General features: G+C 69.2%; 26 protein-coding genes. 15 read left to right on the top strand and 11 right to left on the bottom strand.

What is annotated here, in order from left to right:
- Positions 1–4: 4 nt before the first annotated feature.
- The 4 genes from LOKHON_RS12565 to LOKHON_RS12580 all read left to right on the top strand — a co-directional run bounded on the left by LOKHON_RS12565 (position 5) and on the right by LOKHON_RS12580 (position 3,113).
- Positions 5–454 (top strand): hypothetical protein, encoded by a 450-nt coding sequence (locus LOKHON_RS12565; protein ID WP_162561804.1) that lies wholly within the window; start codon positions 5–7, stop codon positions 452–454.
- A gap of 152 nt (positions 455–606) precedes the next feature.
- On the top strand, positions 607–1,488 hold the full coding sequence (locus LOKHON_RS12570) for an oxygenase MpaB family protein (RefSeq protein WP_017927018.1): 882 nt from the start codon (positions 607–609) through the stop codon (positions 1,486–1,488).
- Positions 1,489–1,637: 149 nt separating this feature from the next.
- Entirely contained in the window at positions 1,638–2,744 is a 1,107-nt protein-coding gene (gene hppD, locus LOKHON_RS12575; RefSeq protein ID WP_017927019.1) for a 4-hydroxyphenylpyruvate dioxygenase, read from the top strand.
- 3 nt (positions 2,745–2,747) lie between these two features.
- Complete coding sequence (locus LOKHON_RS12580) at positions 2,748–3,113, top strand: Rieske (2Fe-2S) protein (protein WP_017927020.1); 366 nt, start codon at positions 2,748–2,750, stop codon at positions 3,111–3,113.
- On the opposite strand, the gene LOKHON_RS12585 is transcribed toward LOKHON_RS12580, so the two are convergent.
- On the bottom strand, positions 3,110–3,643 hold the full coding sequence (locus tag LOKHON_RS12585; RefSeq protein ID WP_017927021.1) for a MarR family winged helix-turn-helix transcriptional regulator: 534 nt from the start codon (positions 3,641–3,643) through the stop codon (positions 3,110–3,112). The two genes, LOKHON_RS12580 and LOKHON_RS12585, sit on opposite strands and share 4 nt — an antisense overlap.
- A 248-nt stretch (positions 3,644–3,891) precedes the next feature.
- On the opposite strand from LOKHON_RS12585, the gene LOKHON_RS12590 reads away from it, so the two are divergent.
- From LOKHON_RS12590 to LOKHON_RS12600, 3 genes are read left to right on the top strand one after another with little or no spacing between them, the layout of a single operon-like run.
- A complete protein-coding gene (locus LOKHON_RS12590; RefSeq protein WP_017927022.1) occupies positions 3,892–4,656 on the top strand; it encodes an amino acid ABC transporter substrate-binding protein in 765 nt (254 codons plus the stop codon).
- Positions 4,657–4,660: 4 nt separating this feature from the next.
- A complete protein-coding gene (locus LOKHON_RS12595) occupies positions 4,661–5,335 on the top strand; it encodes an amino acid ABC transporter permease (RefSeq protein WP_017927023.1) in 675 nt (224 codons plus the stop codon).
- Positions 5,332–6,063, top strand: a complete 732-nt coding sequence (locus LOKHON_RS12600; RefSeq protein WP_017927024.1) for an amino acid ABC transporter ATP-binding protein — start codon at positions 5,332–5,334, stop codon at positions 6,061–6,063. The genes LOKHON_RS12595 and LOKHON_RS12600 overlap by 4 nt, the downstream gene beginning before the upstream one ends.
- Before the next feature lie 13 nt (positions 6,064–6,076).
- Here LOKHON_RS12600 and LOKHON_RS12605 read toward each other — a convergent pair whose 3' ends face one another.
- Positions 6,077–6,685, bottom strand: coding sequence for a response regulator transcription factor (locus LOKHON_RS12605; RefSeq protein ID WP_017927025.1), 609 nt, complete (start codon positions 6,683–6,685; stop codon positions 6,077–6,079).
- 262 nt (positions 6,686–6,947) lie between these two features.
- Here LOKHON_RS12605 and LOKHON_RS12610 point away from each other — a divergent pair, with 262 nt between their 5' ends.
- Entirely contained in the window at positions 6,948–7,469 is a 522-nt protein-coding gene (locus LOKHON_RS12610; RefSeq protein WP_017927026.1) for a putative pterin-binding protein, read from the top strand.
- 13 nt (positions 7,470–7,482) lie between these two features.
- Positions 7,483–10,104: a hybrid sensor histidine kinase/response regulator gene (locus tag LOKHON_RS12615; protein ID WP_017927027.1), complete on the top strand. Its 2,622-nt coding sequence runs from the start codon at positions 7,483–7,485 to the stop codon at positions 10,102–10,104.
- A gap of 21 nt (positions 10,105–10,125) precedes the next feature.
- On the opposite strand, the gene LOKHON_RS12620 is transcribed toward LOKHON_RS12615, so the two are convergent.
- A complete protein-coding gene (locus LOKHON_RS12620) occupies positions 10,126–10,920 on the bottom strand; it encodes a lytic murein transglycosylase (RefSeq protein WP_017927028.1) in 795 nt (264 codons plus the stop codon).
- Positions 10,921–11,001: 81 nt separating this feature from the next.
- On the opposite strand from LOKHON_RS12620, the gene LOKHON_RS12625 reads away from it, so the two are divergent.
- Entirely contained in the window at positions 11,002–12,117 is a 1,116-nt protein-coding gene (locus LOKHON_RS12625) for a S1C family serine protease (RefSeq protein WP_017927029.1), read from the top strand.
- Positions 12,118–12,258: 141 nt separating this feature from the next.
- On the opposite strand, the gene metG is transcribed toward LOKHON_RS12625, so the two are convergent.
- Positions 12,259–13,971, bottom strand: a complete 1,713-nt coding sequence (metG, locus tag LOKHON_RS12630; RefSeq protein WP_017927030.1) for a methionine--tRNA ligase — start codon at positions 13,969–13,971, stop codon at positions 12,259–12,261.
- 156 nt (positions 13,972–14,127) lie between these two features.
- Between metG and LOKHON_RS12635 the strand changes: the two genes are divergently transcribed.
- The 3 genes from LOKHON_RS12635 to LOKHON_RS12645 all read left to right on the top strand — a co-directional run bounded on the left by LOKHON_RS12635 (position 14,128) and on the right by LOKHON_RS12645 (position 17,343).
- Entirely contained in the window at positions 14,128–15,168 is a 1,041-nt protein-coding gene (locus tag LOKHON_RS12635) for an aldo/keto reductase (RefSeq protein ID WP_017927031.1), read from the top strand.
- Positions 15,169–15,324: 156 nt separating this feature from the next.
- Complete coding sequence (locus LOKHON_RS12640; protein WP_026147297.1) at positions 15,325–15,825, top strand: lipocalin family protein; 501 nt, start codon at positions 15,325–15,327, stop codon at positions 15,823–15,825.
- 3 nt (positions 15,826–15,828) lie between these two features.
- Complete coding sequence (locus LOKHON_RS12645; RefSeq protein ID WP_017927033.1) at positions 15,829–17,343, top strand: carnitine 3-dehydrogenase; 1,515 nt, start codon at positions 15,829–15,831, stop codon at positions 17,341–17,343.
- On the opposite strand, the gene LOKHON_RS12650 is transcribed toward LOKHON_RS12645, so the two are convergent.
- The 5 genes from LOKHON_RS12650 to LOKHON_RS12670 form a co-directional block, all read right to left on the bottom strand.
- The gene (locus tag LOKHON_RS12650) at positions 17,340–17,990 is read right to left on the bottom strand and encodes an NUDIX hydrolase (RefSeq protein ID WP_017927034.1); all 651 of its coding nucleotides are present in this window, start codon (positions 17,988–17,990) and stop codon (positions 17,340–17,342) included. The two genes, LOKHON_RS12645 and LOKHON_RS12650, sit on opposite strands and share 4 nt — an antisense overlap.
- Positions 17,990–18,391, bottom strand: a complete 402-nt coding sequence (locus LOKHON_RS12655; protein ID WP_017927035.1) for a DUF983 domain-containing protein — start codon at positions 18,389–18,391, stop codon at positions 17,990–17,992. Before LOKHON_RS12655 ends, LOKHON_RS12650 begins: the two co-directional genes overlap by 1 nt.
- 194 nt (positions 18,392–18,585) lie before the next feature.
- Positions 18,586–19,158, bottom strand: coding sequence for a fasciclin domain-containing protein (locus tag LOKHON_RS12660; protein ID WP_017927036.1), 573 nt, complete (start codon positions 19,156–19,158; stop codon positions 18,586–18,588).
- A gap of 94 nt (positions 19,159–19,252) precedes the next feature.
- Complete coding sequence (locus tag LOKHON_RS12665) at positions 19,253–19,960, bottom strand: HAD family hydrolase (protein ID WP_017927037.1); 708 nt, start codon at positions 19,958–19,960, stop codon at positions 19,253–19,255.
- The gene (locus LOKHON_RS12670) at positions 19,957–20,235 is read right to left on the bottom strand and encodes a DUF3572 domain-containing protein (RefSeq protein ID WP_017927038.1); all 279 of its coding nucleotides are present in this window, start codon (positions 20,233–20,235) and stop codon (positions 19,957–19,959) included. Before LOKHON_RS12670 ends, LOKHON_RS12665 begins: the two co-directional genes overlap by 4 nt.
- A gap of 114 nt (positions 20,236–20,349) precedes the next feature.
- Between LOKHON_RS12670 and LOKHON_RS12675 the strand changes: the two genes are divergently transcribed.
- Both LOKHON_RS12675 and LOKHON_RS12680 read left to right on the top strand, forming a co-directional pair.
- On the top strand, positions 20,350–21,738 hold the full coding sequence (locus LOKHON_RS12675; protein WP_017927039.1) for a diguanylate cyclase: 1,389 nt from the start codon (positions 20,350–20,352) through the stop codon (positions 21,736–21,738).
- A gap of 298 nt (positions 21,739–22,036) precedes the next feature.
- Complete coding sequence (locus tag LOKHON_RS12680; RefSeq protein WP_245631461.1) at positions 22,037–22,549, top strand: CAP domain-containing protein; 513 nt, start codon at positions 22,037–22,039, stop codon at positions 22,547–22,549.
- 6 nt (positions 22,550–22,555) lie between these two features.
- Here LOKHON_RS12680 and dtd read toward each other — a convergent pair whose 3' ends face one another.
- A complete protein-coding gene (gene dtd / locus LOKHON_RS12685) occupies positions 22,556–22,999 on the bottom strand; it encodes a D-aminoacyl-tRNA deacylase (RefSeq protein ID WP_017927041.1) in 444 nt (147 codons plus the stop codon).
- Entirely contained in the window at positions 22,996–23,910 is a 915-nt protein-coding gene (locus LOKHON_RS12690) for a carbohydrate kinase family protein (protein WP_017927042.1), read from the bottom strand. Before LOKHON_RS12690 ends, dtd begins: the two co-directional genes overlap by 4 nt.
- Between the last annotated feature and the right edge of the window lie 23 nt (positions 23,911–23,933).

Here is a 23,933-nt window from a genome sequence, read left to right on the forward strand (position 1 = left end):
CATCGTGATGAAGTTCAAATCGACACTGGCGGCGGCCACCGCCGCGACCCTGCTCGCGGGGCCTGCGCTCGCGCATGACTGCGCCGGGCGGATCGGCGATTTCGAGCGGTTGCTCGATCTTGCTGCCGAGCAGGCGATTTCGGCCTCGTCGAGCGGCCAGGCCGTGGCCGGCGCGCGCGAGGCGCAGGCGGTGCAGGGCACCGGCGCCGTTTCGGACGACGCCGCCACCGGCACCGCACCCGAGTCCGATGACGAAGAACCGGTAGTTCCCGTTCAGGAGGAGGTCGAAGAGGCCGCCGCGATCGAGGAGGCCGAAGAGGCGGGCAATGCCGGAGAGAACGTCATCGACGCCCGCACCGCGCTGCAAGAGGCGCGCGAGATGGCCAAGGCCGGCGACGAGGCGGCCTGCACCGAGGCGCTCGACGAGGTCATCGTCCGGGTCATTTCGAACTGATCCCTTGCCCGCATCCCCGTCCGGGGGTGCGGGCCGGTCTGCGGGGCCATGCCGGGAACAGGGATGGCCCCCGTTGTCGCCCTGCCGGGGGCAGCCTAGAATGACGGGGAACGCGCGCGGCCATGCCCGCCGGAACGCGCGGGAGAGCGCCCATGCCCAGCCCTTCTTGCCCGGAAGACCGCATCCCGGAGCTGTCGGCGCAGGATGATTTCGAAGAAATCGCCTGTTTGCTGACCACTTGTGCCTTTGCGTGGGACATCGAACGCGCGCTCGAATTCGCGCTGTTCCGCACCTATGCCATCCCGTCGATCTCGGGGCTTCTGGCCCGCACCGGCGAATTCGAGCGCCGGGCCGAAAAGCGCTACGACGACACCGAGCTTTTGCTGTCCGCGCCGATGGAGAACGGGCTCGACAGCGCGTTTGGCCGTGCCGCGATCGGGCGGATCAACGAGATGCATGACTGCTACCGCATCGCCAATGACGACATGCTCTACGTGCTGGGCAGTTTCGTGCTGGAGCCGATCCGCTGGCTCGACCGGTTCGGACGGCGTCCGATGACGGCGCATGAAAAGGTGGCATGGACCAATTACTATCGCGGCCTTGGCGCGCGCATGGGGATCGCGGAGATTCCAGACGATCTGGCGGGCTTTGCCGCGATGAGCGCCGCCTATGAACGACAGCACATGCGCTTTGCCCCGAGCAACCGCGCGGTGGGGAAGGCGACGCTCGACCTGCTCTTGGGGTTCTACCTGCCGAGATGGCTGTTCGGCCTCGGGCGGCCCGTGGCGCTGTCGCTGATGGATGCGCCGCTGCTCGACGCGATGGGCTTTGCGCCGCCGCCCGGCTGGCTGCGGCGGGGCGTCATCGGCGCGATGCGGCTGCGGGCCCATGCGCTGCGCCTGTTGCCGCGCCGCCGTCGCCCCCGCCTGATCTCCGCGCGGCCCCGCCGGGGCTATCCGCAAGGCTACGAGATCGCCGGGCTGGGTGTCTGGCCACGGGCGCGGGGCCGTGCGCGAGACGCCGCGAAAGGTTAGCGTGCCGCCGCATCGGTCATGTTGACGACGCACCATTCATGGCGCTACTTCTCCGGCGTGACGGCGCGAGGCCCGTCACCCCGCGGGCCGGGCGATTCCTTGACAGCATGGTGGGGCACGCAACCCATGCGCATATCGAGGAGGACCACATGGGACCGTTTCCGCATGATGCGCCGAAAGCCAAGATCGACGCGCTGAACAAGGCCGGGACCGACGGCTTCGAGTTCGTCGAATTCGCGCATCCCGAACCCGGCAAGCTCGAGGCGCTGTTCGAAAGCATGGGCTATGTCGAGGTCGCGCGGCACAAGTCCAAGGACGTCTCGCTCTATCGGCAGGGCAACATCAACTACCTCGTCAACCGCGAGCCGGGCAGCCACGCCGCGCGCTTCGTCGAGGATCACGGCCCCTGCGCCCCCGCCATGGCGTGGCGCGTGGTCGATGCGCAGCACGCGCTGAAATGCGCGCTCGATTACGGCGCCGAGGAATATACCGGCCCGGGCAAATCGCTCGACGTGCCCGCCGTGATCGGCATCGGCGGCTCGCTTTTGTACTTCGTCGACACCTATGGCGAGGACGGCTCGTGCTACGAGGCGGAGTTCGACTGGCTGGGCGAGGCCGATCCCAAGCCCGAGGGGGCGGGGTTCTACTATCTCGACCACCTGACCCACAACGTCGAGCGCGGCAACATGTCGACCTGGTATGATTTCTACGCCAAGGCGTTCAATTTCCGCGAGATCCGCTTCTTCGACATCAAGGGCAAGCAGACCGGCCTGACCAGCCGGGCGCTGACCTCGCCCGACGGCAAGATCCGCATCCCGATCAATGAGAGCGCCGACGAGAACAGCCAGATCGAGGAATACCTGCGCGAATACAAGGGCGAGGGCATCCAGCACATCGCCGTCGGCACCGAGGACATCTATGCCGCGACCGATCGGATTTCCGAGAAGGGCATCGCGTTCATGCCGCCGCCGCCCGCGACCTATTACGACATGAGCCACGACCGGGTGACCGGCCACGAGGAGCCGATCGAGAAGCTCAAGACACACGGCATCCTGATCGACGGCGAAGGCGTGGTCGATGGCGGCCACACCCGCATCCTGCTGCAGATCTTCTCCAAGACGGTGATCGGGCCGATCTTCTTCGAGTTCATCCAGCGCAAGGGCGATGACGGCTTTGGCGAAGGCAACTTCAAGGCGCTGTTCGAATCGATCGAGGCCGACCAGATCCAGCGCGGCGTGCTCAAGGCCGGGGCCTGATCGGTGGGCGCGCGCGACTGGCGCGACCTGCCGCGCGCGCCCGCTCCCGGCACCCCGGTCTGCGCCGCCGACGCGCTGGCGGGGCCCGGCACGCTCGGGGTCGAGATCGGGGGCTTTCCGCTGCTTCTGGTGCGGACGCCCGCCGGGCTGTTCGGCTATTTCAACGCCTGCCCGCACCAGCATCTGCCGCTCGACTGGCGCGGCGGGCAAATACTGTCGGAGGACGGGCGCCGCCTGCGCTGCTCCAACCACGCGGCGGGGTTCGACGCCGCGACGGGGCAGGGGGTCGAGGGCTTCGGCGAAGGCTGCGCGCTGATCGCGGTGCCGGTCGAGACGGCAGGCGGGCAGGTCCGCGTGGGGACGGTCTAGCGGGGTGCTCCGCCCGCCGTCCGCCCCGAGACGGGCGCGGCGTCGGGCGTCTCCAGCGTCTCGGCGAGGTGGCGGGTGATCTTGTCCACCGCCGCGTTGAGCCCGCGCAGCTCGTCCTCGTCGAGCAGCTCCTCGAACACCTTCTGCCGCTCCAGCAGCCCCGGCTCGAACGTGCCCAGCGCCGCTTCGCCCGCCGCCGTGAGCCGCAGAAGCTTGCGGCGGCGATTGGCGCCGTCGGGGCGCTGCTCCAGCAGGCCCTGACCCAGCAGGTCCGACACGGAGCGGCTGATCTGGGCCCGGTCGATCACCATCAACCGGCTCAGATCCGCCGCCGTGGTTTCATGAAAGATGCCGAGCACCATCAGGATGCGGTAGGAGGTGAGCCCGGTGCCATGCACCGCCAGCTGCCGCGCGGCATGGGTGTCGAGCAGCTTCGACAGCCGGCTGATCCGGAACGACAGCCGCTGTTCCAGTTCGGCCAGGGCCCTGAGCCGGTCGGCCATGCGCTGCGGGTCGTCGATCAGGGCCATGTCGCATCCTTTGCCTGCCATGCGCGCCGGGTCGGCCCGCCACCGATACCAGAGCCCCCCCGGCCCGACAATCGGCACCCCGCCGGGATCCCGACGGCGCCGGACAGCGTTCCGCAGATGGCCGGGCGGACAAGACAATGTTTCGAAGGCGTGGCCCCGGGGCGAACGCCCGGTTCTTATTGCGCGAACTTATTGATCCTTCCCCATCCGGCGCATTACCTCCGCCGTTCCAACCGAAAGGACGCCCCATGCTGAAACAGATCGCCTTCGCCGCCGCCGCCACGTCGCTTGCCTCCATGGCCGCCGCCCAGTCCGAGAGCGAGGGCACGCTGCGGGTCGGCATGTCGGGCGGCTATTTCCCCTTCACCTTCGTCGAGCAGGACGTGCTGCAGGGCTTCGAGGTCGACGTGATGGACGCGGTGGCCGAGGAGACCGGGCTTGAGGTCGAATACGTCACCATGTCCTTCTCGGGGCTGATCGGCGCGCTGGATTCGAACCGCATCGACACCATCGCCAACCAGATCACCATCACGCCCGAGCGCGAGGAGAAGTTCGCCTTCACGCAGCCTTATGTCTTCGACGGCGCGCAGGTCGTGGTGAAGGCCGGCAACGAGGACGAGATCACCGGCCCCGAAAGCCTCAAGGGCCGTTCGGTCGCGGTCAATCTCGGCTCCAATTTCGAGCAGCTTCTCAACGAGCTGCCCTATGCCGACGAGATCGACATCCGCACCTATGAAAGCAACATCGAGCAGGACACCGCGCTGGGCCGGGTCGATGCCTTCGTGATGGACCGCGTCTCCTCGGCGCAGGTGATCAAGGAAAGCCCGCTGCCGCTGGCGCTTGCCGGTCAGCCGTTTTCGGAGATCCGCAACGCGCTGCCGTTCCGTGACGACGAGGCGGGCCGCGCGCTGCGCGACCGGGTCGACGCGGCGCTGAACGACCTGCGCGAAGACGGCACGCTGGCCGAGATCTCGCAGAAATGGTTCGACGCCGACATCACCGCGGTGGAGTGACACCATGCGGGCGCTCGACATCGACTACATGCTGGGTCTGGTGCCCGTTCTTCTGGGCTACGTGCCTTTGACGCTCGCCATGGCGGCCGCCGCCATGGTGCTGGCGCTGGTGCTGGCCTCCTTGATGGCGGTGGAGCGGGTGGTGAAGATCCCCGTGCTCGACAGCTTCGTGAAGCTGTTCATCAGCTTTTTCCGCGGCACGCCGCTCTTGGTGCAGCTGTTCCTGTTCTATTACGGGCTGCCGCAGGTGGTCTCGGCGCTGTCGCAGATCAACGGCGTCACCGCCGCGATCATGGGGCTGACGCTGCATTTCTCGGCCTACATGGCCGAAAGCATCCGCGCCGCGATCCTGGGCGTCGACCGCAGCCAGTGGGAGGCGAGCCAGGCGGTGGGCATGACCCAGGGCCAGATGATGGCCCGGATCGTGTTGCCGCAGGCGGCGCGCGTCGCCGCGCCCACGCTGGTCAATTACTTCATCGACATGATCAAGGGCACCTCCCTGGCCTTCACGCTCGGCGTCACCGAGATGATGGGCGCGACCCAGAAGGAGGCCGCGGGCTCGTTCCTCTATTTCGAGGCGTTCCTCGTGGTGGCGGTGCTCTACTGGATCATCGTCGAGGCGCTGTCGCTTGTGCAGCGCGGTGTCGAAACCCGTCTCGGAAAGGCCTTCGCGCGATGATCGAGATCACCGGACTGACCAAGAGCTTCGGCGGGGCGAAGGTGCTCGCCGGGATCGACCTGTCGATCGCGCCGGGCGAGCGGATCGTCATCATCGGCCCCTCGGGCACCGGCAAGTCGACGCTGCTGCGCTGCCTCAATTTCCTCGACCGGCCCGAGGCGGGCACGATCCGCGTGGGCGACATGACGGTGGATGCGGGCGGGGCCAGCAAGGCCGAGATCCTCGCGCTGCGCCGCCGCACCGCCTTCGTGTTCCAGAACTACGCGCTGTTTGCCAACAAGACCGCGCGGCAGAACATCACCGAGGCGCTGGTGACGGTGCAGAAGAAACCCCGCGCCGAGGCCGAGGCCCGCGCCGATGCGATCCTGCGCGAGATCGGGCTTGCGGAAAAGGCCGGCAGCTACCCGGCGGCGCTCTCGGGCGGTCAGCAGCAGCGGGTCGGCATCGGCCGGGCGATGGCGCTCGACGCCGAGCTGATGCTGTTCGACGAGCCGACCTCGGCGCTCGACCCCGAATGGGTGGGCGAGGTGCTCGACCTGATGCGCCGTGTCGCGCAGGAGCGCCAGACCATGCTGATCGTCACCCACGAGATGCAATTCGCCCGCGAGATCGCCGACCGGGTGATCTTCATGGAAGGCGGGCGGATCGTCGAGCAGGGACCGCCGGCGCAGATCTTCGACGCGCCGCGGGATGCGCGCACCCGCGATTTCCTGCGCAGGGTGGGCTAGGGGCGGTCGGGCGTCAGACCATTTCCTGGTCGCGCGCCATCATCGCCGCCTGGGTGCGGTTCTTGGCGCCCATCTTGCGGCACAGCGTCTTGACGTGCAGCTTGACCGTGACCTCCTGGATGTCGTGGTCGAGCGCGATCTCCTTGTTGGACTGACCCTTCTTGATGCCTTCGAGCACCTGCTTCTCGCGCGGGGTGAGATGCGCGAGCGCCGGGTTCTCGACCTCCTTGGCGGTCATGAAGTCGACCGGCACGAAGGTTTCGCCCATGGTCATGAAGCGCACCGCGTTGGTCATCGAGCGGGCCGACATGGTCTTGGGCAGGAAACCCGCGGCCCCGGCGGCCAGCGCCTCTTCGGCCACGCTCTTGTCGGCGCTGCCCGAGATCAGCGCCACCGGGTTGCCGCCCGAGGCCTTGAGCGCGTCGCGCAGCCCGTCGAGCCCGCGCATCCCCGGCATCCGGTAATCGAGCAGCACCAGCTCGAACGGGCCGCTGCGGGCGATCTCGGCCATCGCGTCGTCATAGCTCGAACTCTGTACCACCTTCATGCCGCAGTCGCGTTCGAGATAGGCGGCCATCATTTCGCGTACCAGGTCATGGTCATCTGCGATCAGGATACGCATGTTCCGTCCTCTCGATATGTTTTTGCAGGCTGGCCGGGATGGGCGAGACGGCGGTCAAACCAGGATACTGGGAATAGATACGCCTTGAAACGGGCGAATCCGAGGCCGATGGCCGGATTTCCTCACGGCACTTCGAAATGGGTCCTTGTTGCCACGGCAGGCGGTCGATGGGACGATTGGGAATCGCAAATTCCGCGCGGATCGCGCATTCTGCGGGAAATGCGACGGGACAGTTAGGGACAGCTTCGCGAATGAGGCCGACATGCACATAGCCAGCAAGAGCGCCATCGCCGCCTGGATCATCGCCGCCACCATGAGCGGCCCCGCCGCCGCCGAGTTCAGCATTCCGATCGTGATCGAGCCGAACGTGCTGCAGGTCGGGCGGGAAGGCGAGGAGACGACGAGCTTCGATCTTCAGGCGCTCGACGCGCTGCCGCAGGTGCGTTTCGAAACCAGCACGATCTGGACCGACATGGTCAACACCTATTCCGGGGTGCCGGTGGCGGTGCTGCTCGAGGAGGCCGGGCTGGGCGACAGCCTGTCGCAGGACGACGCCATGCTGGAGCTGGTCGCGCTCAACGATTACCGGGTTCGGATTCCGCTCGCGGATATCGAGGACGACCTGCCGATCATCGCGACGCGGGTCGATGGCCGGACCTTCTCGATCCGCGACAGGGGGCCGTACTGGCTCGTCTACCCCTATGACCGCGCCCCCGAATACCGCACCGAGGACACCTACAAGCGTAGCATCTGGCAACTGACGCAGATGGTCGTGCTGGAGTGAGCGGGCCGCGCCTGTGAGCATCGAGCCTCCCTTTCCGACGCGCCGCCGGCGGCGCTTCAACGTCCGCACCGGGCTCGGGATCGCCGCGGCGATCGTCCTGACCATGGTCCTGTCGCTGGGCTGGATGCTCGGGCGGCAGATCCGGGAGCTCGAAAGCGCGGGCGTCGACAACACCAAGTGGACGCTGGCGCAGCTCGAGCTTGAAACGGCGATCTTCGCCCGCGACGTGATCGCCATCGCGGATGGCGGGGCGGTCGACAATATCGGCGGGTTGCAGCTGCGTTTCGACATCCTGATGAGCCGGCTCGGGCTGGTGCGCCACGGCGAGATCGGGCGCTCGTTGCTTGAATACCCGCAAGTGCCGAGGCTGCTGGACCAGATCGACAGCTATGCCGCGCGGATCGACAGCCTGTTCATGGGGCCGGTCGGGCACGACATGCTGGTCGAGATCTACGAGGAAACGCGCGCGGTGCAGCCCGTGATGCGTGAGCTGTCGCTCAACGGGCTCGACATCCTCGCCGCGGATGCCGAGGCTTATCGGCACCAGGTGCGCCGGCAGGCGGAGCTGACGGCGCTGGCGGGCGGGCTGCTGCTGGTGCTGCTGGGCGCGTTGTTGCGGCTGATCGATGTGCAGCGCCGCCGGGTGATGGAGCGCGACCGGGTGCTGTCGCGCACCGCGGAGCGGCTCAACTCGGTGATCGGCTCGTCGCTCGACGCGATCGTGGTGACCGATCGCGACGGCAGCATCACCGATTTCAACCCCGCCGCCGAGGCGATCTTCGGCTGGAACAAGGACGAGATCCTGCATCGGCCGGTTTATGAAACCATCGTGCCGGAAGCCCGGCGCGAAGGGTTCAAGGCGCGGCTCGGCCGGTTCCACGACACCGGCATGGGGCAGCTCGTCGGCGCCGGGCGGATGGAGCTGGCGGCCCAGCGCAGGACCGGGGAGGTGTTCCCGATCGAAGCCGTGATCACCAGCGTCGAAGGGCCGAGGGGGCCGGTCTTCATCGGCTATCTGCGCGACATCACCGATCTCAAGGCGGCGCAGGCCCGGCTGATCGACGCGCGCGATGCCGCCGAGCGGGCCGATCGCGCCAAGTCGCGGTTCCTGTCAGTCATGAGCCACGAGATGCGCACGCCGCTCAACGGCATCATGGGGGTGCTCGACCTGCTAAGCACCTCGCCGATGACGTCCGAGCAACGCCGACAGGTGGGCATTGCCCTCGCCTCGGCCGAAATCCTGCTGCAGCTGGTCAACGAATCGCTCGACATCACCCGGATCGAGACCGGCGAGGAGACGATCGAGGCGGTGCCCTTCACCCCCGTCCCGATGCTGGAGCGGCTGATGTCGGTGCTGCGTCCGCTGGCCGCCGAAAAGGATCTGCCGCTCGAACTGGAAACCGACGAGGCGGATCACGGCATCTGGTACGAGGGCGATCCGAACCGCGTGGCGCAGATCGTCACCAACCTGATCGGAAACGCGGTGAAGTTCACCGAGCATGGCGGGATCACCGTGATCCTGCGGCTCGAAGCGGCGGCGATCGAGATCGCGGTGCGCGACACCGGCATCGGCATCGCGCCCGAGGATGTGGAAAACGTCTTTGCCGAATTCGTCACCCGCGCCCGCCCCGAGGGGCGCCAGGGCCGGTCCGACGGGCTCGGTCTCGCGATTTCGCGGCGGCTGGCGCGGATGATGTCGGGCGACATCACCGTGTGCAGCACGCCCGGACGCGGCAGCACCTTCCGGCTGCGGCTGCCGTTGCAGCGGGTCGCGCCGCCGGTCGATGCGCCCGAACCCGAAATCCTGACCGCCGCGGCGCCCGGCACCGGCCTGTCGGTGCTGGTGGTCGAGGACAACGCGGTGAACCGCATGGTGCTGCGCGGCATGTTGCAACAGCTTGGCCACGAGGTCAGCGAGGAGCAGAACGGCGCCAAGGGGCTCGCGCGGTTGCGCGATGAGACGTTCGACCTCGTGCTGATGGATTTCGAGATGCCGGTGATGGGCGGGATCGACGCGATGCGGATCTTTCGCGACAGCGCCCCCGCCCAAGCGCGCCCGCCGGTGATCGGCCTGACCGCGCATGGCTCGGCCGAGGCGCGGACGGCCGGGCTTCGGGCCGGGATGTCCGAGGTCTATGCCAAGCCGCTGCGCCTGCCTGTGCTGCGGCGGATTCTCGATGACATGGCCGCTGCGCCCGCCGCATCTGCCGTCTTGCCGGACACCGCGCCCGAGACCGATCCCGATCCCGATCCCGAGACCGGCCCCGACACCGCGTCGGAAGAGGGCGCGGCGATCGATGTCGATGATTTCGACGACATGCTCGGCATGCTCGGGGCCGAAAGGCTGACCCGCGCGCTCGATGGCTTCGAGGCGGAATGGCACGAAGCGGTACCGGGACTGACCGGGCAGGTCGACACCGCGGGCGGCGTCGCGGCGCTGGCGCACAAGCTGCGCGGCGGCGCGGCGATGCTTGGCCTGACCGGACCGGTTATCACGCTGGGCGAGATGGAGACCCGCGCGCCCGAACGCTATGGCACCGACGAGATCGCGGCGCTGGGCCGACAGGTGGCCGCCGCGCTTTCGACGGCCCGTGCCCGGATCGAGACACAGGCCGGGGCGGAGGCCGAGGCCTGAGCCTCGGCCCGTGCGGCCGGGTCAGCCTTCGATGCGGGCGGCCATCAGCGCGATTGCCTTCTGGTAGACGCCCGCCGCGTTCCATTCCTGGATCACGCGGAAATTGGGCTGCCCCTCCTGGTAGCCCGCGCCGGGCTGCCAGCCCTTCTGGCGCAGGTAGTTGGCGGTCGAGGCCATGGCATCGGTCAGGTTGGTGAGATCGACCCGGCCATTGCCGTCTCCGTCCACGCCGTAGCGCAGGATGTTGCCCGGCAGGAACTGGGTATGGCCCAGCTCGCCATGCATCGCGCCGATCGAACCGGGTGACACCGCGCCGCGATCCACCAGCTGTAGCGCCGCCAGCGCGTGGCGCGAGAAGAACTCGGAGCGGCGGCAGTCGTAGGCCAGCGTCGTGATTGCCGAGAGCACGTTGGAATCGCCCATGAAATTGCCAAAGCCGGTTTCCATGCCATGGATCGCGATCAGCACGCCGGAGGGCACGCCGTACTGGCTTTCGAGGCTTTGCCAGAAGCCGGGATTGGCGGCGAGCTTGTCGCGGCCCTGCGCCACGATGGTGTCGGCGCCGCGCACCTGCATGAACTTGTCGAGCGAATAGTCGAAGCTTTTCTGGTTGCGGTCGGCATTGATGGTCCGCTGCGCGTAGCTGGTCTGCGCCAGCGCGTTGAGCCCGGACTGTCCGACGCCCTGCGCCGCCGCCTCGGCGGCGAATTCCTGTTTCCAGCGTTCGAAGCCGGAGGCGTCGTTGCCGCAGGTGGCGGCGGCGGCGGCCCCCGCGCCCAGGCCGAGAACCACGAGGGTGGAAAGCACGTGTCGCAAAGGATAACTCCCGTGAAATTGGCATCGGCCACTTGGCGGCCGGGATCATCGCTCCAGCTAGCACGGGCCGCTGGAGCGGCAATGTGGAACGAGGGAGCGATCATGCGTGCCAGCCTTGCCGGGGCCATTCTGGTCCTGATGCTCATCGCGGCCTTCTTTGCCGGGCGCTTCGCGGGCAGCCCCGAGCCGCCGCCCGCGCCGTTGCCGCCCGCCTCGGCCGCGCTGGAAACCGCCGAGCAGCGCACCATCGCGGTGTTCAAGAGCGCCCGCGACAGCGTCGTGGCGATCACCACCTCGGCCCGCACCGTCGATCCCTTCACCCGCCGGACGGGCGAGGCGCCGCTTGGTTCGGGGTCGGGTTTCCTGTGGGACGCGACGGGCCATGTCGTCACCAACGACCACGTGATCCAGCGGGCCAGCGGCGCGACGGTGCAGCTTGCCGACGGGCGGTCGCTTGCGGCGCGGGTGGTCGGGCGCGCCCCGGGCCACGATCTTGCTGTGCTGCGGATCGAGGGGCGCGCGCTGCCCGCGCCGCTGCCGCGCCCCGAAATTGGGGAGGGGGCGCTGGAGGTCGGCCAGTCGGTGCTGGCGATCGGCAACCCGTTCGGGCTCGACTGGACGCTCACCACCGGGATCGTCTCGGCGCTGGAGCGGGACCTGCCGGGCGAAGCGGGGCGCACGATCCGCGGGCTGATCCAGACCGACGCCGCGATCAATCCGGGCAATTCCGGCGGCCCGCTGCTCGATGCGCGCGGCCGTCTTGTCGGGGTCAACACCGCGATCTTCAGCCCCTCCGGCGCCAGCGCCGGGATCGGGTTCGCGGTGCCGGTCTCGACCGTGGCGCGGGTCGTGCCGCAGCTGATCGAGACGGGGCGCTACACGCCGCCCACTCTCGGTCTCGGCTTCGACGCGCGGCTCAACGCCGCGGTGAACCGGCAGGGGCTTTCGGGCGTGGTCGTTTTCGAAGTGGCGCGCGGCTCCGAGGCAGCGCGCGCCGGCATCGAGCCCGCCCGGCTCGGCCGGGGGCGGCTGTTGCCGGGCGACGTGATCGTGGGCATTGGCGGCACGCCGGTTTCGACTCTCGAAGACCTGCTCGCCGAGATCGACCGCCGCCGTGTCGGCGAGACGGTGGTGGTCACGCTGGAAAATGACGGCGATCGGCGCGAGGTCGAGCTGACGCTGCAAGCCGGGCGCTGAGGCGGACTTTGTTCCCCAAATACGCCGAGGCGTCGCGCCAGCGGCGGGGGCGGAGCCCCCTTGCGCGCTTTCGGCCCGACCGCACACAGGCCGAGTGCCGCGCCACCGATACCCCAAGGGACCGGTGGCGCGGGAAGAGTCTTAGCCCCGCGTGCCGGCGAAGCGCGCCTGCCAGTCCTCGCGCTCCTCGTCGGTGATCTTGCGGAAGGTCACGTCCGGCACGGTAAAGCCATGCCCCACCGGCAACACCGACAGCGCCCCGGTCACGTCGCCGGGCCACGCGTCGTCCTCGGTGTTCATCGCCGTCATGAGCTGCGCGCTCGCATCGGGGATGAACGGCGCCGACAGCACCGCGTAGAGCCGGATCAGGTTGAGCGCGAGGCGGATCTGCATCGCCGCCGCTTCCGGGTCGGTCTTGAAGGTGGCCCAAGGCGCGGCGTCCTGCAGGTATTCGTTGCCCGCCACCCAGATGCCGCGCAGCTCCATCGCCGCCTTGCGCACCTCGATCGCGTCCATGTGGCCCTCATAGGCGCGCAGGCGGCGCTCCAGATCGGCGATGAGCTGCTCTTCACGTTCGCCATGAGCGCCGCCGGCGGGCACCTCCTCGCCGAACTTGGAGCGGCAGAACTTGGTGACGCGGCTGACGAAGTTGCCCAGCACGTCGGCGAGATCCTTGTTCACCGATTGCTGGAAGTTCTCCCACGTGAACTCGGCATCCGAGCTTTCGGGCGCATGGGACAAAAGCCACCAGCGCCAGTAATCGGCGGGCAGCACCTCCAGCGCCTGATCCATGAACACGCCGCGCCCGCGCGAGGTCGAGAACTGGCCGCCGTCGTAGTTCAGGTAGTTGAACGACTTGATGTAATCGACGAGCTTCCACGGCTCGCCCGAGCCGAGGATGGTGGCGGGGAAGGACAGGGTGTGGAAGGGCACGTTGTCCTTGCCCATGAACTGGGTGTAGCGCACGTCGTCGGCGCCGCGATCGGTGCGCCACCAGCGCTCCCAGTCGTCCCCCTTGCCCGCATCGACCCATTCCTGCGCGCAGGCGATGTATTCGATCGGCGCGTCGAACCAGACATAGAAGACCTTGCCCTCCATGCCGGGCCAGTCGGCCTCGCCTTTCTTGACCGGGATGCCCCAGTCGAGATCACGGGTGATGCCGCGATCCTGAAGCCCGTCGCCGTCATTGAGCCATTTGCGGGCGATCGAGGTGGTCAGCACCGGCCAGTCGGCCTTCGAGTCGATCCAGTCCGACAGCTCGCCGCGCATCTTCGACTGGCGCAAATAGAGATGCTTGGTCTCGCGCGGCTCGAGATCGGTGGAGCCCGAGATCACCGAGCGCGGCTCGATCAGGTCGACCGGGTCGAGCTGCTTGGTGCAGTTGTCGCACTGGTCGCCGCGCGCGCTCTCGAAGCCGCAATTGGGGCAGGTGCCCTCGATGTAGCGGTCGGGCAGGTAGCGGCCATCGGCCTTGGAGTAGATCTGCGTCTCGACCCGCTCCTCGATCAGCCCGGCTTCGTCGAGCCGGGCGGCGAAGGCTTGGGTCAGCCTGTGGTTCTGCGGGCTCGACGAGCGGCCGAAATGGTCGAAGGAGAGCCGGAAGCCGCGCGCGATCTCGGCCTGCGTCTCGTGCATCTCGGCGCAGTATTCGGCCACCGGCTTTCCGGCCTTGGCGGCGGCGAGCTCGGCGGGGGTGCCGTGTTCGTCGGTGGCGCAGAGATAGAGCACCTCGTGGCCGCGCCCGCGCTGGTAGCGCGCGAAGAGGTCGGCCGGCAGCTGGCTGCCCACCAGGTTGCCCAGATGCTTGATCCCGTTGATGTAGGGGATGGCCGAGGTGATGAGATGCCGTGCCATGCTGCTGGTGTCCTTCGCTGCGTCCGGGGCCCCGTTTAGCGATCCCGCCCGCCCAAGACCAGTGGGCGTGACCGCTTGCCGATCCGCCCGCCACGCCCTACCTCTGCGCTTCGCAGCCGGGCCGTGCGCCCGGCCCGAGGACAGGAAGGCCCCGACATGAAGAAGATCCCCCTTGGCCGCAGCGGCATCGAGGTCAGCGAATGGTGCCTTGGCACCATGACCTATGGCAGCCAGACGCCCGAAGACGACGCGCATCGCCAGCTCGACATGGCGCTCGATGCCGGCATCGATTTCCTCGACGCCGCCGAGATGTACCCGGTGAACCCGGTCAAGGCCGAGACCGTGGGCCGCACCGAGGAGATCATCGGCAACTGGATCGAGAAGACCGGCCGCCGCGACGCCTACAAGATCGCCACCAAGGCCTCGGGCCCGAACCCGGGCTTCGTGCGCGATGGCGGCGGCTATGATGGCAGCAACATCCGCGAGATCGTCGAAGGCTCGCTCCGCCGCCTCAAGACCGACGTGATCGACCTCTACCAGCTGCACTGGCCCGAGCGCGGCTCGTATCATTTCCGCCAGTACTGGTCCTATGACCCGTCGGGCCAGAACCCGGCCCGCACCCGCGACCACATGGACGGCGTGCTGGCGACGCTCAAGGATCTGGTCGCGGAGGGCAAGATCCGCGCCTTCGGCCTGTCGAACGAAAGTGCATGGGGCACCACCCGCTGGATCGACCGGGCCGAGGCGTCGGGCGCCCCGCGCGTGGCGAGCATCCAGAACGAATACTCGCTGCTGTCGCGGCTCTACGACACCGACATGGCCGAGATGGCGGTGAACGAGGACGTGCTGCTGCTGGCCTATTCGCCGCTGGCCTGCGGTTATCTCACCGGCAAGTACCAGGACGGCATCCCCGAAGGTTCGCGGCTCGCGATCAACGGCGATCTGGGCGGGCGCAAGACCGACCGGGTGCTGGCGGCGACACAGGCCTATCTCGACATCGCCGACCGCCACGGTCTCGACCCGGTGCACATGGCGCTGGCGTGGCAGCGCACGCGGCCCTTCGCGGTCTGCCCGATCTTCGGCGCGAGCAACACGGACCAGCTGGCACGCATCCTCGCGGGCCGTGACGTGGTGCTGTCGGACGAGGTCACGGCCGAGATCGACGCCGCCCACAAGCAGCACCCGATGCCCTATTGAGTGAGGCGTGGCGCCCGTGCAAGGCTCGGGCGCCGCAACCGTCCGCGCCGCCACTGCCCGCAAGGAGAAAACGCGATGCCGCCGAGCATGACCCGCGAGGTTGCCGTCATCGGAGCGCGGAAAGCAGCGCCATGCCCGGCGCGCGCGGGCAGAGCCGTGACGCGGGTGGCGGCGCTTTCGGCGCTGGCGTTGCTCGCGGCCTGCGGCGCGGTCGAGGCACCCGATCCGGCGCCGGTCTTCCGCGCCGCCGACACGCCCATCGCGTCGAGCCTGCGCGGCGCCGCCGATGACCTTGGCGGCGACTGGGTCGTCACCGCCGCCTATCCCGGTGGTCCGGTTGCACCTGGCGACCGCGTGACGCTGCAGCTCGACGCGGCAGGGGCTGGCGTCGCCCGTCTTGTCGGGGCGGATGCGGCACGGCTCGTGCCGGTGACGGCGCAGGGGCGTGGCCGGTTCGAGATCGGCGGGCAGCCATGGTGGCTGCTCTGGGCCGATGACGATTTCCGCACCGCGGTGATCGGCGCGCCGGGCGGGGCATATGGCTGGATCATGGACCGGCCCGGACAGGCCGGGGCCGACCGGGCCCGGGCGGCGCGCGAAATGCTCGATTTCAACAGTTACGACACGGATGCGCTGACGACCGCGCGGGAGGGCTGAGACATGGTGGCATCCGGTGCGCGCAAGGCGGCGATCATCGGCGGCGGGGTGATCGGCGGCGGCTGGGCCGCGCGCTTTGCGCTGATGGGGTGGAACGTGCGCATCCACGACACCGACCGCGACGCCGAACGCAGGATCAACGCCATCCTCGGCCGTGCCCGGGCGTCGATGCCGGGGCTGTGGGACGTGGCGTTGCCCGATGAGGGCAAAATCAGCTTTCACGACGACCTCGCCGAGGCGGTCGAGGGCGCCGAATGGATCCAGGAAAGCGTGCCGGAACGGCTCGACCTCAAGCACGAGGTCTATGCCGCGATCCAGTCGGCCTGCACCGAGACCGCAATCATCGGCTCCTCAAGCTCGGGGTTTCGCCCCTCGGAGCTGGCCGAGGGCGCGGCCCGGCCCGGCCAGATCGTCGTGGCGCACCCGTTCAACCCGGTCTACCTGATCCCGCTGGTCGAGATCGTCACCGGCCCCGGCACCGGCGAGGCGCGGATCGAGCGGATCCGTTCGACCTTGCGCGACATCGGCGCGCATCCGCTGTTTTTGCGCCGCGAGATCGACGCGCATATCGCCGACCGGCTGCTCGCGGCGGTCTGGCGCGAGGCGCTGTGGCTGGTCTCCGACGGCGTGGCCGACACCGCCGAGATCGACGACGCGATCCGCTATGGCTTCGGCCTGCGCTGGGCGCAGATGGGGCTGTTCGAAACCTATCGCATCGCTGGCGGAGAGGCCGGGATGCGCCAGCTTTTGACCCGGCTTGGCGCCTCGCCGAACCTGCCATGGAGCAAGCTCACCGACATGCCCGAGCTGACCGACGAGCTGGTCGAGACGATCGCCAGCCAGTCCGACGCCCAGTCGGGCCGCCATTCGACCGCCGAGCTGGAGCAGATCCGCGACGCCAACCTCGTGTCGATCCTGCGCGGGCTCAAGACGCGCGACTGGGGCGCGGGACGCCTGTTGAACGCGACCGATCGGCGCATCGACGGGGCGCCGAAGGGGCTCGATGCGTTGTCGCTGACGGGGCCGTTGCCCACCGGCGCGCGGGCCGTGCCGCTCGACTGGAGCGATATCAACGGGCACATGACCGAACACCGGTACCTGCAGGCCTTCGGTGACGCCACGGACCGGTTTCTCGGGCTGGTGGGCTGCGACGCCGAGTATATCGCCTGCGGTCACAGCTATTTCACCGCCGAGACGCATATCCGGCACCTTGCCGAGATCCGGGCCGGGGCGCTCATCGAGATCGACACGCAGCTGCTTCTGGCCGAGGGGCGCCGGATGCAGGTCTTTCACCGGATGTGGGAAAGCTCGCGGCTGGTGGCCACGGCCGAGCACATGCTGGTGCATGTCGACCTTGGCAGCCGCCGCGCCGTGGCGCCGCCCGCCGACCTGAAAGAGCGTCTCGACAAGGTCGCGGCGGCGCATGCGCATCTGCCCCGGCCCGAAGGCGCTGGGGCGGCGGTGGGCCGCCCGCTCGAGCGCAAGGCCGAAACCGACGCCGGGCCGGAGGCCGGTTAGCCGCGCATCGCCCGCGCCTCCATCGTGCCGTGAAAGAACGGCACGGGCCGCGCCGCGCCGGGATCGTCGAGCCGGGCCTGTAACTCGCGCAGGGCCAGCCGCGTGATGTCGGGCAGATCGAGCGTGCCGGTGCGACACAGCGGCACCCAGTGCAGATGCGCCAGCTCGTCCTCGGCGCCCGAGAAATCGTCGGGATCGCTGGCCAGCGCCTCGGCGCGGGCGACGAAGAAGCGCGCGTCGAAGCGGCGCGACTGCCCCGGCGGCGTTACCGCGCGAAACACCGGTGTCAGCGCGCCCGCATCCGGGCGGTGGCCCGAGCGGGCAAAGCCGCGCCAGCCCGGCGGCGCATCGGGCCAGTCGCCGGGCCGTCCGAGGATCTGCCCGGTTTCCTCCCACAGCTCGCGGATCGCGCAGGCGGCCAGCGCGTCCGCCTGCGGGCCGATCGCGTCGACATGGGACGGACCGAGCGGGGCGGCAAAGCGCACCTGCGCATCCGCCGCGTCGAGCGCGCCGCCCGGAAACACGTATTTCGACGGCATGAAGGCCGCGCGCGTGCCGCGCCGCCCCATCAGCACCGAGGGGCCGTGGGCCATGTCGCGCAGCAGCAGGATCGTCGCCGCGTCACGCACCGGCACGGCGCCGGGCATCAATGCGCCTTGCCGAAGCCATGCATCCGCCGCGCCCACTGGATGCCGACCACCAGCCCCTTGAGCCGCGGCAGCAGGTAAAGCGACAGCGCCACGGCCAGCACGGTCAACACCGTCGCCATCACCAAGGGTTCGGGGCGGAAATGGGTGAAGCCGACATGGATCACCGGCGCCAGCAGGTGCCCGACGATCAGGATGGTGAGATAGGCCGGTCCGTCATCGGCGCGGTGATGGTGCAGCTCCTCGCGGCAGACCGGGCAGCGGTCCACCACTTTGAGATAGCCCTGGAACAGCCCGCCCTCGCCGCAATTCGGGCAGCGCCTGCGAAAGCCGCGCAGCAGCGCGGGCTTGGTCTGGCGTTCCTCCTGGGCGGTGTCGGGCTGGTCGGGATGCTCGCTCATCCGGGGCTCCTCGGGCGTAGGCTGTCCCCCTCACATGCGCTCTTCGGGCCGCATTTGAAAGACCGGGCGGCCCGGTTGCGGCGCCATGCCGCGTGCGCGGGGGCGAAAGGAACGCGCGAAAAGGCCCGCCGCGGAGGGGCGCGGCGGGCCGTCATCATCATGGCAGGGACCGGAACGGCCCCGAAATCCGGGCGTTACTCGACAGCGGGCAGAAGCACCGTGTCGATCACGTGGATCACGCCGTTCGACTGCTTCACGTCGGCGATGGTCACGTTTGCGGTGCGGTCCTGGCCATCGGTGATCATGATGGTGCCGTCATCGCCCTCGGACACGGTGAAGGTGCAGCCGCCCACGGTCTCGACATCATGCATGCCGCCATCATCGGCGATCATCCCCGAAATCGCGTCCGACATCGCGTTGGCCGCGACGACGTGGCAGGTCAGGACCTCGGTCAGGCGGTCCTTGTTCTCGGGCTTGAGCAGCGCCTCGACCGACCCTTCGGGCAGCGCCTCGAAGGCGGCGTTGGTCGGTGCGAACACCGTGAAGGGGCCTTCGCCCGACAGCGTCTCGGCGAGACCGGCGGCCTGCACGGCGGCGACGAGCGTGGTGTGATCGGCCGAGTTCACGGCGTTCTCGACGATGTTCTTCTCGGGGAACATGGCGGCTCCGCCGACCATCGGGTTGCCGGTCTCGGCATGGGATTCGGCCAGCGCCATGGTCGAGGTGAGGGCGATGGCGGTGCCGGCGAGAAAGGTCTTGAAGGTCATGTTGTCGTCTCCCTGACGTTGCGAGGCGGCGGTGATGCCCCTCGTGACGCCAGCAGACACGATGGCGCGAAAGGAGAGGTTGCGCGCGTCGTGATCACGCTTTCGTGATGTTGCGCGCGTCCAGCCAGCCGGACAGCGCGCCGATATCGGGCAGCACGATATCGGCATGCGGCTCAAGCGCCGCGCGCGGCGCCATGCCGGTCAGCACCCCGATGGCGATCATCCCGGCGGCGCGCGCCGCGTGCAGGTCGTGCAGGCTGTCGCCGATCATCGCGCAGTCGCCGGGCGCGAGCCGCATGGCCCGCGCGCAGGCCAGAAGCTGGCCGGGCGCGGGTTTGGCGCCAAAGCCGCTATCGGCGCCCGCGACAAAGCCGAAGGCCGCGGCAACGCCCGCCTCGCCGAGATGGGCGCGGGCGGGGGCTTCGGAATCATTGGTCACGAGACCGAGCGCCAGGCCGCGCGCCGCGAGATCCGCAAACAGCGGGGCGAGCGGCACGGCGGGCACCTGCGGCGCCTCGGCCGCCCGCGCGTTCATCCGCGCGATCAGCGCCGCGCGGTCCTGGCCGGGCAGATGCGGCAGCATCGCGTCGGCGATCTCGCCCGCGGTCGAGGCGATCACGAGGCTGTCGGCCGCGAAGCGCCCCGCGTCGAGATCATAGCCGAGCGCAGCGGCGATGGCCTGGGCGCGCATCGCGTCGCCATCGGCCTCGGCCTCGATCAGCCCGCGCGACCACCCGCCCCATGTGGCATGGAAATCAAAGAGCGTGCCGTCCTTGTCGAAGATCAGCCCGCGCGGGGTCATGTCCAGTTCATCCGCGACGGCCCCGCCAGCACCAGCATCGCGGTGTGCGGCTCGTCATAGGCATAGCCCGCCTTGTCGCAGAATTCGGTCACCCAGTCGTCGTCCATGGTGAGAAACTCCAGCACAGAGGCCTGGAAATCGGGCTCTGGCGCGCGGTCGCGCAGGTCTTCGGCGGCGGCACCCGTGGCCCCGAGAAACACCGGCCACAGCGCGTCATGCCCCGCCAGCCACCCCAGCGCACCCAGCGCGATCACCTCGGCACGTTCCTGCTTCATGACGTCCTCCGGGCTGTCTCATGCAAGCATTTGTTAACCATTCTTGCCGACCCTTGAAAGCGGGAGTGGGCGCAGGCCCGAGAAGGGGCGGCGGGCCCGAACAAGGACATGTGCATGTCGGGTCGTATCCTGGTCATCGACAAAACAGCGCCGGATGCGGGGGCGCGGGCCGGAGCCCTGAGGGAGGCCGGGTTCGAATGCATCCACTGCGACAGCTTCGAGTCGGTGCTGGCGCGGCTGCCCGACCCGGCGGTCGATCTGCTTCTTGCCATTCTTCCGGTCGACGCGGCGGCGCATCGCGAGGCGATGGGCTTTCTGCGCGGGCTTCGGGGCCGGCCGGGCTGCGATCGGCTGCCGGTGGTGGTGCCGGGCGGCTGGCACGATGCCGCGGCGCGGCTGGCTCTGCTCGAGGCGGGGGCTTGCGAGGTGACGGATGCGCCGATGCCCGCAGAGCTGCTGCAGGCGCGGATCCGCAACCTGTTGCGCGCCCGCGACACCAGGGACGAGCTGGCCCGGCGCGAAGCGACGCACCGGATGCTGGGGTTTTCCGAGGCGTCCGCCAGCTTTGCGCCGCGACAGCGCATCACGGTCATCGCACCGGACCCGCCGGAAGACGGGTTCGCCGACTGGGGTCTGCCGGGGCCGTTGCACAGGGTGGGTCCGCATCGGCCCTTTGCCGCGGAGGGGCGCGGCGCGGACCTGTTCGTGATCGACGGCGCGGCGCTCTGCGCGCGCGGCCATGCCCGAAACGACTTGTTTCGCATCGTCGCCGAGCTGCGCAGCCGCTCGGCCACCCGGCGCGCCGCGCAGCTGGTGCTGCTGCCCGATCAAAGCAGGGAGGCGGCGATGCTGCTTGACCTCGGGGCTGACGACATCGTGCCCGGCGGCGTGCTGCCCGAGGAAATCGCGTATCGCGGCCGCCGCCTGCTGCGGCGCAAGCTGCTCGCCGACCGGCTGCGTGCGACCGAACGAAACGGGTTGCAGGCGGCACTGACCGACCCGCTCACCGGCCTGTGGAACCGGCGCTACGCGCTGCCGCATCTGGCACGGCTGATTGCGGGCGCGCAGGCGCGGCGCCGCCCGGTCGGTGTGATGCTGCTCGACATCGATCTGTTCAAGGCGGTCAACGACACCCATGGTCATGCCGCCGGGGACGAGGTGTTGCGGCAGGTGGCGGCGCGGCTGCGCGACGGGCTGCGCCCGGCCGACCTGCTCGCGCGCATCGGCGGGGAGGAGTTTCTCGTGGCGATGCCCGACACCAGTCTCGATCAGGCGCGCAGCGCCGCCGAGCGGCTGCGTCACCGTATCCGCGAGGCGCCGTTCCGTATCTCCGAGACCCGCGGGAGCTGCCGGGTCACCGTTTCGGTCGGCGTGGCGCTCGGCCCGCGCGGGACCGATCCCGAGACCGAGGCCGAGGCGCTGATGAGCCGCGCCGACGCGGCGCTCTACGCGGCCAAGACGACCGGCCGCAACCGTGTCACCGTCAGTCTCGGCGCGGCCTGACTGGAGACTTTCCCGGCCTGCGCCGGGCAGGGATCCGGCCGCGATGCGCCGGGCTGGCCGCGGCGGTCCCGGTGCCTTCGCGCAGCCGCGCCAGAGGGGGCGGGTGCTGCCGTGATGCGGGGCGCGTCGCTCCGGTCCCGATCGCCTGCATCGCCGTGACGCAGGTCACCGGCTGCTTGCCGCCCAGAAGGTCTGGGGCGCGCGCGGATGGCCGCTCAAAAGCGGGCAGGGCCTCCGCCCGCCTTGTCCGCATCACATTCGATCTGCGAATGGGCGCAAAACCGTTCGAGGACAGCCGATGAAACGACACATGATGGCCGCGGCGCTTGCCGCGCTGCCCGCCTTGGGCCTTGCGCCCGCGATCACCGGTCTTGCCGCCGGTTCCGCCACCGCGGCGACGGGGGGCTGCGCGCTCCCTTCGGATGCCAATGACAAGGCCACGCGCGTGGCCTCCGGTCTCAACGCGTTTCGCGCAAACCAGGGGCTGGGCCGGGTCACGCATGACCGCGAATTGTCCCGGGCCGCACAGGTGCAGGCCTGCGATCTTGCCCGAACCGGCCAGTTCGGCCACCGGGGCAGCGACGGCTCGAACCACCGGGTCCGGGTGGAGCGCACGGGGTATTGCGCCGGGGTCAGCGCCGAGAACCTCGCCTGGGGCTACCCGGACCCCGCGCAGATCATCACCGGCTGGCAGGGGTCGCCCGGCCACCGGCAGGTGATGGCGCTCGACCGGGCCGAGGAGTTCGGCGTCGGCATCGCGCAGGGCGCCAAAGGCCCGGTTTGGGTGCTGGTGATGGCGCAGCCCTGCTGAGACGGTCTAGCCGGTGATCTCCAGCGGGATGGTCACCGGCCCGTCATTGACCAGCGCCACCTTCATGTCGGCGCCGAAGCGCCCGGTCTCGACCGGCACGCCGAGCATCGCCAGCTCCTCGGCCAGCGCGAGGTAGAGCCGCTCGCCGATCTCGGGCGGCGCGGCGTAGGAAAAGCCGGGCCGGTTGCCGGTGCGGGTGTCGGCGGCCAGCGTGAACTGGCTCACCACGAGGGCGCCGCCGCCGGTGTCGATGAGCGAGCGGTTCATGCGGCCTTCGTCATCGCGAAAAATGCGGAGCTTGGCGATCTTGGCGGCCAGTTTGGCGGGCAGGGCGGTGCTGTCGCCCTGCATCGCGCAGGCCAGCACCAGAAGCCCCGGCCCGCAGCGGCCGATCACCTCGCCATCGACCGTGACGCTGGCTTCGGAAACCCGCTGGACCAGCGCCTTCAAAGCTCGTGGTCCCAGGGCGGGTTGGCGCCAGCGCGGCTCACCGTGACCGCGGCGGCCTGCGCACCCAGCGCCAGCGCATCGCGGATCTCGTCTTCGTCGAGCGTGGCGATGTCGGCCTTGTTGAGCAGGTCGGCCTTGTGCAGGCTTGCCAGCACGCCGGCGTTGAAGGTGTCGCCCGCGCCCACGGTGTCGGCCACCGTGACCTTGGGGGCGGGCACATGGACGCTGTGCTCGGCGGTATAGCCGGTCGCGCCCTTCGAGCCTTCGGTGATGCAGACCAGCTTGGGGCCCTTGGCGAGCATGGCGCGCGCGAGATCGGCGGTCTCGCCCTTGCCCTCGAGCCAGTGCAGATCCTCGTCCGAGACCTTCACGATGTCGGCGCGCGCGATCATCCGTTCGATCCGGGCGCGGTAGGACGCCTCGTCGCGGATGAAGCTCGGGCGGATGTTGGGGTCGATCATGGTGACGCGGGCTTCGCTCTCGCGCGCCTGAAGCGCTTCGTAGGCGCTCGCGCAGGGCTCCACCACGAGGGAGATGCCGCCGAAGAACAGCGCCTCGGCGCCCGGTCCGGGCAGGTCGGCCTCTGTCAGCATCCGCCCGGCGGTGTTCTCGTCGTAGAAGTCATAGGTGGCATGGCCGTCGACGAGTCGCACGAAGGCCAGCGTCGTGGGCCGGTCCGAGATATGCGCCGGAAAGCTGTCCACGCGCGAGGCTTCGAGCGTCTCGCGCAGGAGGTCGCCGAACATGTCCGAGGAAATGCCCGAGAAGAACCCCACCGGCGCGCCGAGGCGGCCCATGGCGATGGCCGTATTGAACACCGCGCCGCCCGCATAGGGCGCAAAGGCGGTCTCGCCGTCTTCGGTACGACGGGGCAGCATGTCGATCAGGGCTTCGCCGCAGGCGAGGATCATGGCGGGTTCCTTCCGGGGTTCGG

It is taken from the genome of Limimaricola hongkongensis DSM 17492 (genome assembly GCF_000600975.2).
Lineage (GTDB): Bacteria > Pseudomonadota > Alphaproteobacteria > Rhodobacterales > Rhodobacteraceae > Limimaricola > Limimaricola hongkongensis.

Bases quoted from the DNA above. Each gene is read 5' to 3' on its own strand.
- LOKHON_RS12660 (WP_017927036.1), bottom strand. From the start codon at position 19,158: ATGACCTTCAAGACCTTTCTCGCCGGCACCGCCATCGCCCTCACCTCG.
- LOKHON_RS12635 (WP_017927031.1), top strand. From the start codon at position 14,128: ATGAAGAAGATCCCCCTTGGCCGCAGCGGCATCGAGGTCAGCGAATGG.
- metG (WP_017927030.1), bottom strand. From the start codon at position 13,971: ATGGCACGGCATCTCATCACCTCGGCCATCCCCTACATCAACGGGATC.
- LOKHON_RS12600 (WP_017927024.1), top strand. From the start codon at position 5,332: ATGATCGAGATCACCGGACTGACCAAGAGCTTCGGCGGGGCGAAGGTG.
- LOKHON_RS12665 (WP_017927037.1), bottom strand. From the start codon at position 19,960: ATGACCCCGCGCGGGCTGATCTTCGACAAGGACGGCACGCTCTTTGAT.
- LOKHON_RS12585 (WP_017927021.1), bottom strand. From the start codon at position 3,643: ATGGCCCTGATCGACGACCCGCAGCGCATGGCCGACCGGCTCAGGGCC.
- LOKHON_RS12675 (WP_017927039.1), top strand. From the start codon at position 20,350: ATGTCGGGTCGTATCCTGGTCATCGACAAAACAGCGCCGGATGCGGGG.
- LOKHON_RS12670 (WP_017927038.1), bottom strand. From the start codon at position 20,235: ATGAAGCAGGAACGTGCCGAGGTGATCGCGCTGGGTGCGCTGGGGTGG.
- LOKHON_RS12595 (WP_017927023.1), top strand. From the start codon at position 4,661: ATGCGGGCGCTCGACATCGACTACATGCTGGGTCTGGTGCCCGTTCTT.
- LOKHON_RS12655 (WP_017927035.1), bottom strand. From the start codon at position 18,391: ATGAGCGAGCATCCCGACCAGCCCGACACCGCCCAGGAGGAACGCCAG.
- LOKHON_RS12650 (WP_017927034.1), bottom strand. From the start codon at position 17,990: ATGCCCGGCGCCGTGCCGGTGCGTGACGCGGCGACGATCCTGCTGCTG.
- LOKHON_RS12680 (WP_245631461.1), top strand. From the start codon at position 22,037: ATGAAACGACACATGATGGCCGCGGCGCTTGCCGCGCTGCCCGCCTTG.
- LOKHON_RS12590 (WP_017927022.1), top strand. From the start codon at position 3,892: ATGCTGAAACAGATCGCCTTCGCCGCCGCCGCCACGTCGCTTGCCTCC.
- LOKHON_RS12570 (WP_017927018.1), top strand. From the start codon at position 607: ATGCCCAGCCCTTCTTGCCCGGAAGACCGCATCCCGGAGCTGTCGGCG.
- LOKHON_RS12625 (WP_017927029.1), top strand. From the start codon at position 11,002: ATGTGGAACGAGGGAGCGATCATGCGTGCCAGCCTTGCCGGGGCCATT.
- LOKHON_RS12645 (WP_017927033.1), top strand. From the start codon at position 15,829: ATGGTGGCATCCGGTGCGCGCAAGGCGGCGATCATCGGCGGCGGGGTG.
- LOKHON_RS12610 (WP_017927026.1), top strand. From the start codon at position 6,948: ATGCACATAGCCAGCAAGAGCGCCATCGCCGCCTGGATCATCGCCGCC.
- LOKHON_RS12605 (WP_017927025.1), bottom strand. From the start codon at position 6,685: ATGCGTATCCTGATCGCAGATGACCATGACCTGGTACGCGAAATGATG.
- hppD (WP_017927019.1), top strand. From the start codon at position 1,638: ATGGGACCGTTTCCGCATGATGCGCCGAAAGCCAAGATCGACGCGCTG.
- LOKHON_RS12690 (WP_017927042.1), bottom strand. From the start codon at position 23,910: ATGATCCTCGCCTGCGGCGAAGCCCTGATCGACATGCTGCCCCGTCGT.